The sequence below is a fragment of the Streptococcus sp. SS4 genome (assembly GCF_030440125.1).
Taxonomy (GTDB): Bacteria; Bacillota; Bacilli; order Lactobacillales; family Streptococcaceae; genus Streptococcus.
This window is the reverse complement of record NZ_JAQFJM010000001.1, coordinates 229,826-245,174: the sequence shown is the minus strand read 5'-3', so window position 1 is coordinate 245,174 and position 15,349 is coordinate 229,826. Positions and strand designations below refer to the sequence as shown.

General features: G+C 35.2%; 20 protein-coding genes. 4 read left to right on the top strand and 16 right to left on the bottom strand.

Features of this window, described 5'->3' with window-relative positions; genetic code table 11:
- Nucleotides 1–21: 21 nt before the first annotated feature.
- The 5 genes from PCY16_RS01205 to PCY16_RS01185 all read right to left on the bottom strand — a co-directional run bounded on the left by PCY16_RS01205 (nt 22) and on the right by PCY16_RS01185 (nt 3,460).
- Nucleotides 22–810, bottom strand: coding sequence for an alpha/beta hydrolase (locus PCY16_RS01205; RefSeq protein WP_004182881.1), 789 nt, complete (start codon nt 808–810; stop codon nt 22–24).
- 78 nt (nt 811–888) lie between these two features.
- Complete coding sequence (locus PCY16_RS01200) at nt 889–1,227, bottom strand: type II toxin-antitoxin system RelE/ParE family toxin (protein WP_004182882.1); 339 nt, start codon at nt 1,225–1,227, stop codon at nt 889–891.
- Nucleotides 1,220–1,513 (bottom strand): hypothetical protein, encoded by a 294-nt coding sequence (locus PCY16_RS01195; RefSeq protein ID WP_004182883.1) that lies wholly within the window; start codon nt 1,511–1,513, stop codon nt 1,220–1,222. Before PCY16_RS01195 ends, PCY16_RS01200 begins: the two co-directional genes overlap by 8 nt.
- Before the next feature lie 633 nt (nt 1,514–2,146).
- Entirely contained in the window at nt 2,147–2,713 is a 567-nt protein-coding gene (locus PCY16_RS01190; protein WP_070439270.1) for a hypothetical protein, read from the bottom strand.
- Between the two features lie 204 nt (nt 2,714–2,917).
- Nucleotides 2,918–3,460 carry a GNAT family N-acetyltransferase gene (locus PCY16_RS01185; RefSeq protein WP_070460561.1) on the bottom strand — a complete coding sequence of 181 codons (543 nt, stop codon included), beginning with the start codon at nt 3,458–3,460 and terminating at the stop codon, nt 2,918–2,920.
- A gap of 336 nt (nt 3,461–3,796) precedes the next feature.
- Between PCY16_RS01185 and PCY16_RS01180 the strand changes: the two genes are divergently transcribed.
- The 4 genes from PCY16_RS01180 to PCY16_RS01165 are packed head-to-tail and all read left to right on the top strand — an operon-like array spanning nt 3,797 to nt 5,041.
- The gene (locus PCY16_RS01180; RefSeq protein ID WP_001813542.1) at nt 3,797–4,042 is read left to right on the top strand and encodes a hypothetical protein; all 246 of its coding nucleotides are present in this window, start codon (nt 3,797–3,799) and stop codon (nt 4,040–4,042) included.
- The gene (locus tag PCY16_RS01175; protein ID WP_000806926.1) at nt 4,039–4,374 is read left to right on the top strand and encodes a hypothetical protein; all 336 of its coding nucleotides are present in this window, start codon (nt 4,039–4,041) and stop codon (nt 4,372–4,374) included. Before PCY16_RS01180 ends, PCY16_RS01175 begins: the two co-directional genes overlap by 4 nt.
- Before the next feature lie 12 nt (nt 4,375–4,386).
- Nucleotides 4,387–4,755 carry a hypothetical protein gene (locus PCY16_RS01170; protein ID WP_000567222.1) on the top strand — a complete coding sequence of 123 codons (369 nt, stop codon included), beginning with the start codon at nt 4,387–4,389 and terminating at the stop codon, nt 4,753–4,755.
- Nucleotides 4,742–5,041 carry a DUF5960 family protein gene (locus tag PCY16_RS01165; protein WP_001072467.1) on the top strand — a complete coding sequence of 100 codons (300 nt, stop codon included), beginning with the start codon at nt 4,742–4,744 and terminating at the stop codon, nt 5,039–5,041. The genes PCY16_RS01170 and PCY16_RS01165 overlap by 14 nt, the downstream gene beginning before the upstream one ends.
- A 117-nt stretch (nt 5,042–5,158) precedes the next feature.
- Here PCY16_RS01165 and msr(D) read toward each other — a convergent pair whose 3' ends face one another.
- From msr(D) to PCY16_RS01110, 11 genes are all read right to left on the bottom strand, one after another.
- Nucleotides 5,159–6,622: an ABC-F type ribosomal protection protein Msr(D) gene (msr(D), locus tag PCY16_RS01160; RefSeq protein WP_000420313.1), complete on the bottom strand. Its 1,464-nt coding sequence runs from the start codon at nt 6,620–6,622 to the stop codon at nt 5,159–5,161.
- Between the two features lie 119 nt (nt 6,623–6,741).
- Nucleotides 6,742–7,959 carry a macrolide efflux MFS transporter Mef(A) gene (gene mef(A) / locus PCY16_RS01155; protein WP_000417519.1) on the bottom strand — a complete coding sequence of 406 codons (1,218 nt, stop codon included), beginning with the start codon at nt 7,957–7,959 and terminating at the stop codon, nt 6,742–6,744.
- A 385-nt stretch (nt 7,960–8,344) separates the two neighbouring features.
- Nucleotides 8,345–8,515, bottom strand: coding sequence for a hypothetical protein (locus tag PCY16_RS01150; RefSeq protein ID WP_000873143.1), 171 nt, complete (start codon nt 8,513–8,515; stop codon nt 8,345–8,347).
- Between the two features lie 648 nt (nt 8,516–9,163).
- Entirely contained in the window at nt 9,164–9,607 is a 444-nt protein-coding gene (locus PCY16_RS01145) for an N-acetyltransferase (RefSeq protein WP_049514508.1), read from the bottom strand.
- A 227-nt stretch (nt 9,608–9,834) separates the two neighbouring features.
- A complete protein-coding gene (locus tag PCY16_RS01140; RefSeq protein ID WP_070439264.1) occupies nt 9,835–10,155 on the bottom strand; it encodes a TfoX/Sxy family protein in 321 nt (106 codons plus the stop codon).
- 405 nt (nt 10,156–10,560) lie between these two features.
- On the bottom strand, nt 10,561–11,178 hold the full coding sequence (locus tag PCY16_RS01135; protein ID WP_049528514.1) for a DNA alkylation repair protein: 618 nt from the start codon (nt 11,176–11,178) through the stop codon (nt 10,561–10,563).
- A gap of 145 nt (nt 11,179–11,323) precedes the next feature.
- On the bottom strand, nt 11,324–12,199 hold the full coding sequence (locus PCY16_RS01130; protein WP_049528517.1) for a phosphotransferase: 876 nt from the start codon (nt 12,197–12,199) through the stop codon (nt 11,324–11,326).
- A 225-nt stretch (nt 12,200–12,424) separates the two neighbouring features.
- Nucleotides 12,425–12,766, bottom strand: a complete 342-nt coding sequence (locus tag PCY16_RS01125; protein ID WP_049528519.1) for a GntR family transcriptional regulator — start codon at nt 12,764–12,766, stop codon at nt 12,425–12,427.
- Nucleotides 12,763–12,984: a DUF1648 domain-containing protein gene (locus PCY16_RS01120; RefSeq protein WP_049528521.1), complete on the bottom strand. Its 222-nt coding sequence runs from the start codon at nt 12,982–12,984 to the stop codon at nt 12,763–12,765. The genes PCY16_RS01125 and PCY16_RS01120 overlap by 4 nt, the downstream gene beginning before the upstream one ends.
- A gap of 18 nt (nt 12,985–13,002) precedes the next feature.
- Nucleotides 13,003–14,562, bottom strand: coding sequence for a hypothetical protein (locus tag PCY16_RS01115; protein WP_195413822.1), 1,560 nt, complete (start codon nt 14,560–14,562; stop codon nt 13,003–13,005).
- Nucleotides 14,555–15,265 (bottom strand): ABC transporter ATP-binding protein, encoded by a 711-nt coding sequence (locus PCY16_RS01110; RefSeq protein ID WP_002890485.1) that lies wholly within the window; start codon nt 15,263–15,265, stop codon nt 14,555–14,557. Before PCY16_RS01110 ends, PCY16_RS01115 begins: the two co-directional genes overlap by 8 nt.
- Between the last annotated feature and the right edge of the window lie 84 nt (nt 15,266–15,349).

Genomic DNA, 15,349 nt, shown 5'->3' with positions numbered 1-15,349 from the left:
AGATTATGTACTATTTTTGGTTCAGTTTACTATAAATGAATCACTCTTTAAAAATGGTATCACCAAATCAACCCACTCTTGAGGCAGGTAAGCTGATAAATAGCCGTGATTATAGCCCTTTACTTCATACAAAATCGTATTTGGATGTAGCTGCTGAAATAATTTCGCCGATACTTTCACACAGTTTAATTCTTTTTCACCATAGATATACAAAACCTGAGCTTTGCTAGCAGAAATCGTATCCTTCAGCTTGTAACGCCCCATATAGTTTTTGTAAATGGTCACCATTGTTTTGACAAGCGTCCTTGGCAGATCCTCCAAATAATAAGCTTTTATTTCCTCTGGATAAGCCAGTTTAGGATAGAGTTTGTTCATCATGCTTAACTGAAGTTTGCAAGAGAATTTATTGAACATCAGTTTACCAAATAGAGACACTAGAAAGATGCTGATTTTAGCTAACCTTGGTTGAGGAATACAGAGGCTTCCATCTATGATGGCCTTCTCAGCAATTTCACTGTCTAAAGACAAAAGCTCCATGGAAATTTGACCACCAAGTGAAACACCACCAATCGCAAACAATTTCCCACCACAGTTTGATTTGATATAGTCTAGAATCTCCAAAGCAGAATCTTCAGTAGAAACATAATCAAGTTTGTATTCTTCACCATGACCATTGAGTGTTGGTAAAATGACATGGTAATTATGAGACAGGAGACGAGCTTGTCTAAGATAATTCCACCATGAACTTCCGCCACCGTGTATCAATAAAATGGGAGGCAAATTTTTATCACCAAATTCATGAAATTTCATATTTGATACCCTTCCAAATGTCTCATATTGCCAATACCATACTTGTCTTGAAAGTCTATGTCCATCCGACTCTTAAATCTACTTATAGAAAATCTTCACCCAATCTTGTTTTGCACTTAGAATACGAGCAACAAATACTGTATGATTCTCAATATAATAAAATGCGAGATAGTTCTCTATTGGCATATAACGATAGGTTTTCCCATCGTCAGTCATTTCACCGTAACCTCTACTAGACACAAGTGGACATGCTTCTGGAAATATTTCTAAGGTTTCAAGAGCAGTCAATATCAAATCGACTTTCCCATCCGCAGATTGTTGGCTATAAAAATTCATAACGATATAGTCGTGAATTTCTCGTATATCCTGCTTAGCTCGATCCGCAAGAAAAACCTGATAGCGTTTCAACTTAGTCAAGACCAAATTCCTTTCTCACATCTGCTACAGAAGTGACTTTACCTTGCGCAATTTCCTGATGCCCGATTAAAATTTCCTTCTTTAAATCCTCAAAAGCCACTTGATACTGCGTATCCTGCACATCACTAGAAACAAATTCTCTTGCATCAACTGTCCTATTGGCAATTTTTCTAAGTGCTGCATTGAGAACATCTGATACCGTAATTTTTTCGTCTGCTAAGATGTCTTTCGTTTTTTGGTAAAATACCGAATCTGCTCGAAAATTTACCGCTTGTGTCTTTGCCATACTAAAAACTCCTTTTGTAAATACATTTTGTATATACATTCTAACATATAAAAGAAAAAGTATTCAACTAAAAATAAAAATGACTTACAATAAAAAGCCCTGCAATCAAGGCTTTTCCCTCTACATATTTTCTAGGCTCGTACAAGCAGTGATACCGTCTCCACATGTTGTACTAGAAAATATCTATATTATAGAACAAAATTTTTGTTCTTTACTCAATTAGATAACAATTTCAGTTCAGTACAATTTTGGTAAGGTATATTCTATTGATTTATAGGACGAATCGATACATCTCCGAGTCCAAAAGAAAAAGAGTCAAAGATATCCTGATAGTCGAATGGAACTAGTTGCCCTGTTTGTCTCATAACAGCAAAGTCAACGCCTACCTAATTCACGAATGAGACAAGGGCACAATGTAAAGTCGTTTTTCTCAATGATAAGAGCCAGAGTCCAAAAAAGGGAATTCGCTCCTCCTTTGTGAAGGACTGCTTATACAAGTTGCTGATGATTTCCCAGTGTTTAAAAGGATTAAATTTAATTTGTTTTAAGGTCATAAATTTCTCCTTAATTCCACCATCTAGCAAAATAGAAGTCTTTTTAAATATAACTCACGCCACGCCTTCGCAACGTTCTTTAGTTTAACGGTTGAATCTCTTCTTTGACATATCCTTCTACATCTTCAATCTCTACAAACAGCGGGTCTAAGTGACACAAGAAGTGCCAATCTTCAGCGCCACGTTTTCTGTAGAGAATCGCTTCGCCGTCTTCGCTTCCGAAAAAGCTTCTGTCGGCTTCATATCCACAGCGTTCTAAGAAGTCTTTTGCCTTGCGATAGTTCGCTTCTCTTGCTTCGACATAGGCTTTCACTTCATCGTTGTTAACGACATACGCGTCGATTTTTGAATATCCTTCGATCACTTTATCGTTTTTAACGGATAGATTCGAAATTTCTTTCCAAATAATGTCCACATTTTCTTCAGAATTAAACAAAAATCTAGATAAAGGGACAATATTTCCATTAAAGACAATTTCCATATAATCCGACAAGTATTTTGGGTTCACATACTCCACTTCAAACCCATCTTCTGTTTCTAAAGTATACCCAGGGATTTGAGCTACAAACGCTCTCCCCTCTTCTAAAGAGTCAAACGTGACTAAATCCTTTTGATAATCACCTTGATAAAATTCCAATATAACCATCGATAACCCTCCATTTAAACTTTACAGCGAGCGCTACACAAATTTATTTTTCAGATCTTACAAGCAGTGATACTGCCTCGACATGAAACGACTGATCGCTGAGTCTATCAAGTGAAGCTGTCTGTATGTGGAAACATGTCTATAAAGCTTTTAACAATATCATAAGGTAATCGTTAAAAGGTATTACCTCGCACAAACAGTGATTTACTTAAACGAAATCCACTCTTCCTTTGAGAGACAGGTTACGTGTTCTGTACGAAGAACACCTTCCCATGCACACGGAACGTTCTCTTTTGTATGACGATAACGGAACCCGCATTTTTCCTGAACTCTCTGCGACTTTGTATTGCCGTCAAAATAACCGCACCATAATTTCTCCAGATTCAGGTCATCAAATCCATGTCTCATCATCTCACGAACTGCTTCTGGTATCAGGCCTTGACCCCAATAGGGAACTCCTATCCAGTAACCAATCTCCGCCTCAGTATCCGGAATCCCTTTATCACTTGCAGAGCCAATCATCAGTCCTATGCTACCCACTGGCTGCATCGTTTCTTTTAAAACAATGGCGTATGTCTCAGGTGCTGAAAGATAACTTTTTATAATCTCCCTACTATTTTCAACGCTTGTATGTACTGGCCAACCTGCAATCGGACCCACCTCGGGATTACTGGCATATTGAAATAAATCATTGGCGTCTTTTTCTTCCCATGGGCGAAGAATCAATCTTTCCGTTTCTAAAATCATTTTTCTCTCCTTAAATTCCAACTGTTTATACAATCATTTCAAATGAAGGATTTTTCATGATTTGACTCTTTGTATCAACGCTATACACTCCACATGTGCTGAGAGCTTTCTTCTATACTAATAGACGAAAGGGTGTGAAAATGATTTTTAAATGATACTGTGGAACGGAACAGTAGCCCTAGTATTGACTACTGTCGTTTCTATTCATATTGGCTATTCTAGGACTGAGATGAAAAAATCTATAAATGCTCAGAATAAAATTGAACCCGCAAATCTCCCCAAAACAATGGTGAGTCATGTACTTGTATTATTCCGAAAAAATACACCTCTGGTGCAGTGAGACAAATTGGTGTATCTTATAGTGGCTTCGTAGATGAAAGCTATACTCTACTATCACTCTTTGATGATGTAGAACAAATTGAAAAAGATAATAGACTTCAGACAGCTATTGATGTTGTCAGAGAACAGTTTGGTTTTTTAGCCATACAAAAAGGAACCGTCCTAACTGAAGGTTCCAGAAATATTGAACGCAGTAAACTTATCGGTGGTCATTCCGCGGGTGGATTGGAGGGATTAAAATGAAACAAGAAAAAAATACAGTACAATTTTCAGAAATCCGTAGCAAAGGATGTAATGATATTGAAATGCTTGAAAGATTTTTACATGGAATCGTTGAAACAGCAACTTCAAAACTTCGTCAGAGAAAACTCAAAACAACTGAAATATCGATACGACTAGTACATGCTAAATCTGAAAACCGATTACCATTGGAATTTACATTTAGCATTAAGCCAACAAGCTCATCTGTGATAATCTATACTGAGGTAATCAATCGCTTTAAAGAATGTTACACAGGTGGGGGAATTCAAGGTTTTACGATTCAATTTGATAAAAATACCCTTGCCTCTGCATAGAAAGGATTTGATATGATTGACCGTTCATATTTACCATTTCAATCAGCAAGAGAGTACCAGGATACAAAGATGCAAAAATGGATGGGCTTTTTCCTATCTGAACATGCATCAGCACTCTCTGATGATACAAACAAAGTAACGTACATGTCTGACTTATCACTAGAGAAGAAATTATTACTCCTCAGTCAAGTATACGCCGGGCAGCTACGCACACGCATTCAAGTGATTGAAAAAAACAAGCGTGTTTCCTACACTGGAACAATACCAAGTCTGACCAAAGATTTCATTTTGATAAAAACTACAACAGGTCACATCAATTTGAAATTAAAAGACATTATTAGTATTGAACTTGTCGAGGAGGTGCTCTATGAATCAGCTTGAGTTTCAGCGTAATCACCTACAAATGGACTATTATAGCGAGAGCTACCAAGATTTTGAACGTGACTTCTACCGCTACTCTAACATGAATATTCCATTGACCTTCCTAACTGATGATATCCTAAAAACAATGGCGACTTCACGTAAGAATTACTTTGTCCTCAATAAGGAAAAGTCCAGAGATAACCGCGATCACTTCTTCATATTTGAAGTAAGTACCGTAGATGAGAATCCGCTAATCTATCATTATACATATAAGAAAACTACAATATATTTAGCAGAAAAATAGGAGCAGTTCAATTGACTGTTCCTATTTTTAATATTCATAAAATCTAAAGTCTTTATACTCTTTAACAATGGAGTCGCCAACCAGAACAGACTATACTGACCAGCGACTACCTTAAATTTAATGTTTCAGATTTATTTTCTTATCTCTAATTTCATAAACTACATCTGCTACATTTTCGAGTAATCGTTTATCGTGGGTGATAAACACGATAGTTCCGGTGTACTCCTTCATTAGTATTTCCAAAGCCTCTAAACTTGGTATGTCAAGGAAGTTACTGGGTTCATCCATTATTAGGATGTTATATCTACCCATGAGCATTTTAGCAAGCAACAATTTTATAATTTCTCCACCGCTTAAAACAGATAAACTTTTTCCAATATCGTTCTGTTTGAACCCCATAGATGCTAGCACTGAACGAATTTCTGATATATTGTAGTCACAATCCTTCTGCATAAACTCCATAACATTCTGATTACTGTTGTACTTGTAACCATTCTGTGCAAAGTAACCTATTTTTGCCTTAGGCGAAATAGAAATTCCTTCTTCATGGTTTAAGATCATTTGGATTAAAGTTGTTTTTCCGATTCCATTACCACCAGTTAACGCCACTTTTGCTCCTAACGGAATTTGAAAAGATGCATTTTCAAACAGAGCCTTATCCCCAAATACTTTATTAATTTCTGCACCGACTATAGGGTATGGATTATGGAGCTCCAATGCTTTACTTTGCCTGAAACGAATTCTGCGAATGCCTTCCGGAGCTTCTACTTTTCCTAAGGCCGCAATCCTGTGCTCTAGGGTTTTAGCAGCATTATACATCTTTTTTTCCTTACTTCCTATTGATTTTTGATGAGCTAAACGCCCTCCGTCTTCAGTACTTTTTTTCTTTGAAGAACCTTTTGCCTTCTGTTCTATTTTACGAGCCTGTTTTCGCTTTTCCTCCGCAGCCCTTTCCAATCGGGCACGTTCCGCAATAAATTGTTCGTATTCTGCAGCTTGGCTCTTACGTTCTTCCTCTTTCTGACGAAGATAATCAGAATAGTTTCCCCAATACTCAGTGATTTTGCCATCTTTCAGTTCCCATATTTTATCTACTATTTCATCAAGAAAATAGCGGTCATGGCTAATAACTAACAGTGCACCTGTAAAATATTTTAGCTGTCCTATTAGAAAATCAATTCCTTCACGGTCTAAATGGCTCGTAGGTTCATCCGCTAAAATACCATGAACCTGTGCCGATAAGGCCTGTGCTATTTTAAGCCTTGTTTCTTCACCACCGCTCATAGTCTGTATATTTAATTGCTCAACACCTAGCTTGCCTACAAGTGCAAAATCTTTTTCCTCCTGCAGAGTTACTTCGTCCAACTGGGGAATATAGGCAAGTTCACCCAGACGATTCATTTTACATCCTGGGGGAGTTAATTCTCCTAAAAGTACCCTGAGTAAAGTGCTTTTTCCAGCACCATTTGCTCCTACTAAACCAATACGGTCATAATCATATACTTCTAATTCATTTATATCTAAAACATCGCGTCCTTTGAATTCCACACGAATGTCTTTTGCTTTTAATATTAATTCCATAACATTTCCTCCTGTCTATAATCGCATGCTTTCATTTGCTTGTATGCAGGGAAAACCCTGCGATTTTAGCAGGAAGAGTTACATGAAAATAAGATACATAAATATTCCTCCAATATTGTTTATTTTAAATCTAATTTTCTAACCTCAGTTATCATTTGGCAAACTATAGCAATGCCAATAATTAAAATACCTGATAGTAAAAACCAATGATTTACACCGATTTTATCAGCAAAGAATCCAGAAAGAATTAACCCAATTGGCATAGCAAGTGACATGATACTTCCGATCAAAGAAAATACACGTCCTAAATATTCAGGCTTAATTTTCTCCTGAAAAAGAGCTGTTTGCACACCGCTATAAAATGGCACCGAAAGCCCCATTATTGCACAGCAAACTACGAATATTACAAATCCATTTGGAGGAAGTATTCCCGAAACGGCTAAACTGGTCCCCATTATAAAAAATGAACTTGTTATTAGTAATACATGCTTTTCGAAGCCCCCTAATCTTCCTAATAATAAGCCTCCTGCTAGCATCCCAAATGCAAAGGAAATTTCCGTAATAGAAATATGCACAGGCGTTCCATTAAAGTGTTCCATGCTTATTAAAGGAAATAGTGCATTGATTGGCATATAAACAAAAGTATATAGTGTTCCTAAGAGTAATAAGGCAAACAATCCTTTGTTTTGTCTCAGAACCACAACTCCTTCTTTCATCTCCCTTATGAAATTTGGTTCTAAACTTTGCACTTGATTACCCAGCTTAGGTATACGTACAATTGCTACCGTAATAGATGCAATCACAGCACCCAATACGTCGATGGCAATAATAGCATTTAAATCCCAAACGGAGTATAAGAGTGCTGCAACTGCCGGACTAACAATATAGCTTATAGACTGCAAAGACTGACTATAGCCTGCGCATTTCGTTAGCTGTTCTTCTGGTACTAAAAGTGGTGTAACCGCATTGAGTGCTGGGGTATGAAAAGCTGTTCCAATGCTACGGATAAACAATACTATCATAATCATCCAGACAGGTAGCTCCATACAGAATGCAACAATAGCAAGCACTGCACCAGCTGCTGCGATAATTAAATCGGCACCAATCATTATCTTCTTCCTATCATGACGATCCACTAGCACACCAATGGCAGGTCCCAAAATCGCATAGGGTAAAAAACCTACTAATGAAGCCATAGACAAGACCATCGCAGATCCTGTTTTTTCTGTAAGGTAAAAAATAATCGCCATTTGCAGGATGGCACTAGTGATTAATGATACTGCTTGCCCTGCCCATATTGCATAAAATTTTCGTTTCCAATTGTTGTATTTTTCCATTTATATTATCTCCTGCATATTATTTTGCTTGAATTTCTATTTTGAATAGCATTCTAGGCAATAAAAAATGCAGGCCAAACCCCACAATGTGGCTTTTGGTCTGCATACATACAATTTGGAAACATTCATATTAAAGACATAGTTAAATAAAGGTATAGTTAAATAACCAATATCCTCACCGTAACTAATGAATGCTCAATATCGTATAAATAAGCACAACAAAAAAGCCTATCATCGGGTATAGATTCTGCTTTTTTTATTGCCAGCTTATCTTAAACGCATTGAGGCTGTCATAGTTTCGGTTCCTCCTACATCTTTGTTTATATCAATTTATAGTATAACACAACAAGATGATATGTTCAATATAAAAGTTATGGAATGAGACTCATACTTCCAATTCGATGCCAGATTTAAAGGATATGACGAAGTTTTCTTCATAGACTGTAACGCTCTGGATTATCTTCCTTAGTAGCAAGCGATTAGCTTTCACAAAATCTTCTGTTTGTAGTTTTAAAAATTCATCAGGATTTTCTAACTCAACCTCAAAATATTTCATTTTACATTCCCTCATTTCATTTATTGATAAATTGAGTTTGCAAAAAAGAGTGGACAATTTTTGTCTACTCTTAACCTTTAAAATAGTTTTTTTTAATCGATTTGAAGTTGCCTAAATTATTACTTATTCGGTAAAATGAAGTATTGCTTTCAACAGATTTCCTTCAACTACACTTCACTTGATTCAAACAAGGTGGGTACATTTCTATTCCCACAAACTCCTTGTCAATGGAAACAAACACGTACCCACAGGGTAAATGGAAATAGAATCTGATAATTTCTAGCTATCACTTCTACTCATTCCAAAAATTTTCTCACTCTGATACTTACCCACCATAAAGCAAAAAGCCTTGCAATCAAGGCTTTCATTATCCCTTTCGTTCAAAGGTTTCTAAGCTTTTACGAGCAGAGCGACACACTCAGCGGTTCGCTATCTCCGTTCTGTCTGCGTGCTAGCACTTGTCAATCACGGACAGCTATCGCATGGGCGGAAGTAAATGCTAATCTTCGTCGTTTTACTCCTTGACTAGCAAACTTACCGCCTCAACATGCGCAGTCATTGGAAACATATCCACATCCTTAGCATTTCCCGTCTTCGAAATAAGTAAGTGTCTTAAACAGTTTAATATTCAGTTAGACAAACTGGGATTTAGAAAGATCTCCGCAAATAAACCATGTCTACCAACTGAATGCCACCTTCATATATTGGATGGTCATAATTGTCTGTAAAGAAGTTCGGGGCGATATGTGATCGCACAAACCCACACTTTTCATAAAACGGAATCGTCATTGGACTATCGCCCGTTCCTACCTGCAGAGTAGAATACTCTTCTCTGTATTTCGTGATAATAAAATCAATCATGGCTTTCGCGTAACCTTTGCCTTGATATTCCGGCACTGTCGCAATATTCTTAATTTCAAGTACGCCATTTCCCACATCGATTACAACACACTCACATTTAATACCATTATCATCAAGTACATACATTTTACCCTTATCAATATAACGGTCTATCATATCCTCCTGCTCATCTGCCAATAATAGCAACTCAATATAATTTTTCCTGTTTTCCATAACCTCTAGTATTTCCATCAACAACCCACTTCTTAAAATATTTATTGTTATTATTGTTTCGCAAATAATTTATAAACTCGATTTTAGCATCCCACGGGTTCAATGATTTGTAATCAAATCCAATGATTTCAAAGCTGTCATCAAAAATTGTTTATAGTGATTAGCTTCTTCTGCATTACCACCCTTACCATGAACATATATAACGGCATTTTTCATTCAAATCCTCTCCACAAATTCGAATTTGATTATTTCTTTTTCTTCGGTTTTGGTGCAGGTAACTCATCATAAATTGAATTGAATAAGCCGGTTAAAAATTCTTTGTTGTCAACATCATCTACCAATAGCATTTCCTTTGCTCCATCATACGGCAACTCATATTTTGCATTTGGCATATATGCTATTGCAGATTTAACAGGCTTCACTAAAAACCTATCATCATAAATCCCACCAACAATTTTCCCGCGATAATAAATAATATATTCACCCATCATTGCTTTATATGTTATTTCTTCCAACTCAGATAGTTGTTCTAAAATGAAATCTAAATACTCTTTACTTGAAGCCATAATCTATACCTCCAAAATTTGCATTTGTCTACACCGTTTTAATACTTATATTAGATTAATATGTTGGGCATTCCTTTTGCACTAGCACGCAGCTAATCACACTTCACCTTACTCGTTTTCTTGGGTGTACAATTCATGGGCCGAACATCTATTTCTACTTCGCTGATGCCTCAGCTCTCACAAGCAATGCCACACACTCAACGTGATGCGTTTGTGGACTCAAAAGGTTCGAAGAACCTTTTGAGGATTAGCTACGTTTCACTAACAAGCTTACACATTCGACGTGTGGTGCTAGCAAACTTCTATATTATAGAACGAAAGTGATTGAGTTGTTGTTTAAAATTATACTATAGAATGAAAATATTTTATAGTTAGGCATTTTTCAAACTTTATAGCTGATAATTGTCACTTAATAAATTTACTTGCTAACTTGTAAACTTTTTGAATCTCTTTACTATTAATATCCCAACCATCAAGCTCAATTTTAATCAACTCTGGAAATTTTTTGCTAATATCCCTCAAAGAATTGCCAACTGATTTTCTAACATATTCACTGGAATCATCTTTTAATGCTGCAATTCGTCTGATAGCTTCGTTTGGATTATCTTTAAAATATGGTCTGCTTGTCCATATTCTTAATCCTTCTGTTACTGCTCTCCTTGTATTAGGATTATTATTTATTAACCATTCATCAATAATTGGAAGGGATTTTTCATAGCCTGTTTGCTTACAAAATTCATCAAATGCCTTTGCTAATACTTCCTGAACTCTCCAATTATCATCTTTAGAAACTTCATCTCGCATAAATCTCAAGATTTCTTCATCTGATGATAAATAACCAAAGAGAAATACACTGAACATTCTAACTTGGTATACATTTGATTTAAAGGCTAAAAATGCTAACTCTTTATTATATGCATTGTCGTTTGATTTATAATCAACAAGTGCTCTATTCTCTTCTACTTTAAACCCATTTTCTATTAAAGAAAATTCTTTTTCCAAACTTAAAATATATTCTTTCATGCAATTTTACCCCTCAGAATATTCTAAGTTTCAAAATCTGAAACTACTAAATTCTGTACAAGTATTTATAGTGATTTAAATTCGAAATAATATTATCAAGTAATCGTAATATGCTTTTCCCCAAATTGAAATTCCAACGTTTATATTATTCAGTCTTCTTGTTCAAGTACCAACTAGGAATGATTTGCTTCATACCATCATACCATTCTAAAATTTCCTTAGCTTGATTTTGCATTACTGCTATTTCTTCGATTCCGTAAGGAACAGACCATGGCAAAGCACCAACTATATTATTTAGAATATAGATAGCGAGAAGCTTCCAAAATAAATCCGGAACCTTATAATCAAAATATCCATCTATTATACCTGACGCAAAAGAGGGAGAGACTTGAGCAGACCATACAATTCGATTGAATTCCTCCCAAGGATCTCCAAAATCAAATCTATCAAAGTCAATGACATAAATTTTACGATCTTCACCAATCATGAAATTCCCGATATGATAATCTCCATGTTGGAAAACCTGAGGTCTATCTTTTAACAATTCTCGATTTGCATTTAAAAAATCAATAAAAATCTGACCATTTTCATATTGAACGGGACATTCTTTGTATTTGGAGATTTTGTCATCAATTTTTCGATTATAAAAGACCTCCCAATCTTCACGAACTTCTGTAACAGGGAGTGAATGAATTTTTTGAAGGATTCTTCCTGCTTCTACTCCATAAGTATATTGTTGTTCTTTCGAATAAGTTAAAATGGTTTCTCGAGCATCTTTTCCGTCTATCCATTCATGTAAAGAATGTACTTCGTCATCGCAGAGTTCTATGCTAATCGGTTTACACATCGGAACTCCAAGAGAAGCTACTTTCTCCATCATATCAAATTCAAATCTTTTAGAATCTAACTTCTCCTTATCAGAAACACGCAAGAAATATTTTTGCTGATTTTGATCTGTCACATAATATTTTTTATCATCTGACCAGCCTTTATTTATGGCTATCTTACTACTAAAATTCATCAAGCACTCTCCGATTCATTTCACAACACTTTTTGCAGTTTTCACTAGTAACCTATCCAGTTCGTCTACGCTAGCTTGATTATTTAATGAGTAATATTTTTACTGCTTCTTAGTTGCTCTCGATTATAACTACCTATATTCTATCACAAAAAACAAAAAAGCCTTAAAATCAAGGCTTTTCTATACTTTCACAAATAATCCTAATATATTTCCATTCAACTTCTTCTAAGCATCTTTTCTAAAAAATAAATTGACAATCTCATCTTCTGAAAAGCCTAGCTCACCAAGTTTTTCAAACAAAATTTTCACTAGCTTGTTAGATTCTTGATATCTTAACTCCTTTATTTCTTGCTCGCTTGCTATGACAAAATATCCTAATGTTCCACAGCTAATAACCAAATTCTGTTCTTCGAGAACTTTCATTGCTTTTTGGACAGTTGCCGGATTACACTTCTCGTTTTCTGCTAATCTCCTTATTGAAGGAATTTGTTGTTCAGGTGCATAATCACCTCTTAAAATAGTCGTTCTTAATTTTGATGCAATTTGTAAATATAGATGGTGTTTCATTTAATCTTTTTACTATCACTTTCCCTAACAAACTTCCAATACGCAGAATAGGGGATGACTGTAGCTAGTAGAAGATAGTATTTATTTGCAAACATATCTGCAACACCTTTTGCATTGAAATGGATAGGAACTTCCTCTGGGAGAAAACTACAAATAACAACCATTATGACTGTCATCCCTAGCAACACCAAAATATCTTTTGTCAGTCTGTTTTTCATCTTATTTTCCTCCTTTAACTAGATAAAATTCGACTTGCTCATTGTTATATAAACAACCATTGTAATAACCAATAAAACTACTGATACTACCTGCAAAACAAATGTAATCGGAATATTTAACACCCAATTAAGCAAAATAGGCGTAATAAGTACAATCATACCAATAATTCCAGTCACAATAACAGGTAGACTTTGTTTGACGACTATCATCTCACTGTCCCAATCATAGTTAGGATATATTTTATTTAATGAAATTCCGATTACCATTATAAAAAGGGAGTAACATATAGGAACAATAACTAGATTCATAACTTGAATAGGACTCATATCAAGTTTCAGCATAAATACAGATACAGAAATCATATATCCAATCAAATGAAGTGTAAGGTTGACAGCTATCTTAGCATTTAAAATCGTTTTCACTTCAACTGGAGAACTTTTCAAAATCCAAATATTTTTACCTTCTAAAGATATAGATGAAGCTGCTGGACAACTGAGTGAAAGCATAGATGCAATAAAGACGGGAGCTAAGTTTGAAAGATACTCATTTATATTTTCAATTCCTGCTGAATTTCCTATTTGACCGACAGAATTAAACAGGAAACATATACTAAAGACACATAAAAGAATCACTCCAAGCCCAGCATTCAAGACTGCCATATAAGAACTTAAAAATCGTCCAAGCTCTTTTTGATACAAGGAAAAAAATACCGATTTTCTTTCATAAGATACTTTGTCATTAGCATAACTTGATTTTGTATTGGCAAGTGTATTAAGTAGTCCATACTTCAACGAAGCAATTTTGACAAATAGATAAAAGACGACTATTGAAAGAACTATATAAAATCCCATCCCATAGTACATTGGAAAATTGTAGTATGACATAAATAGTCTAGAAATTGGATACAGTCCAGTAATTTGCTTAGCCAGAGTAACCCCAATACTACTTTCATCACCTGATTGCAAAGCTGATAATGCAAAATATCCAATTATACCTAGCATCGCAAATGAAAAAATAAGAGAGATAACATTTTTTCTTTTAAAAAAAGATGAAGCGACAACAATAACGAGTCCCATGCATGCCGCTATACACATGGGGATCAAAGGGGCAAAAATTATAGAAGTAAAATACAATATAATCTGTAGGAGGTTTAAACTTCCGTTAAAGCCCCATATAATTCCACCCGGAAGCATAAACATCAAGCCTATTAAAAAATTCAATAAGTACATAAACATGAACTTGCTGGTGATAATATACGAACTTTTAACAGGTAAGGATTGGAGAATTTCCATATCTCGACTGCCAAATAAAATGCCATTCGAATAAAATACTGTCAAAAATAATATTGAAAAACTTGAGACAGATACCATATATGCTGGAATCAAGTTCTGCTGTCCGACGTGTACCAATGTTTTCGCTGTTATTATATTATAAACAAAGCAAAATAAGGAAAGAGTTATTATGCCAAAACTCGCAATAGCCATTGAACTTTGTTTTTTATTTCGTGAATCTCTAATCTCGTTAATAGGAAAGAAATTAATCAATTGCGCTTTAAGCAGTATCCAAATGTTACTCATTGTTCTGCACCTCCATGAAAAATGCCTCCAATGATTCATCACCTTTGACGTCTCCTGTATTGCCACTTGCAATTAACTTTCCATTTTTGATAATGGCAATCTTATTACATAATTTTTCCGCAACATCCAATACATGGGTTGAAAAGAAAATAGCACCTCCATCTGAAACACACTCATGCATAATTTTCTTTAGTAGGAAAGTTGCTTTGGGATCTAGCCCAACAAAAGGTTCATCTAAAATCAACAGTTTGGGAGAATGTACAAGTGCAGAAATAATGGCTGTTCGTTGCTTCATTCCATGTGAATATGAAGAAATAATCCCCGAAAGATGATCAGTCATATCAAATAAATCACCGTATTTTTGTATTCTCTCCTTGCGTATTTTTGTAGGAATTTCAAACAAGTCAGCAATAAAATTAATATATTGAAGTCCTGTCATATGTTCATACAAATCTGGATTATCTGGGATATACGCCATCATTTTTTTACAAATAACAGGTTCTTCTTTAATAGAATGACCGTTGATAATTATACTTCCGTCTTCAAAATCATGGATACCGACAACTGCCTTTATCGTTGTCGTTTTGCCTGCACCATTTGCTCCAATAAAACCATAAATATCTCCAGGCTGTACTGAAATAGATAGGTTATCCACAACCTTCTTGTCCCCATAACTTTTACTAAAATTCTTTATCTCTAACATATTTTCACCTCTATTGACAATTTGTCAGTTATATTTTGAAATAATACCGATAGCTTGTTTTGATTTAGCTATCGGTACATAGTT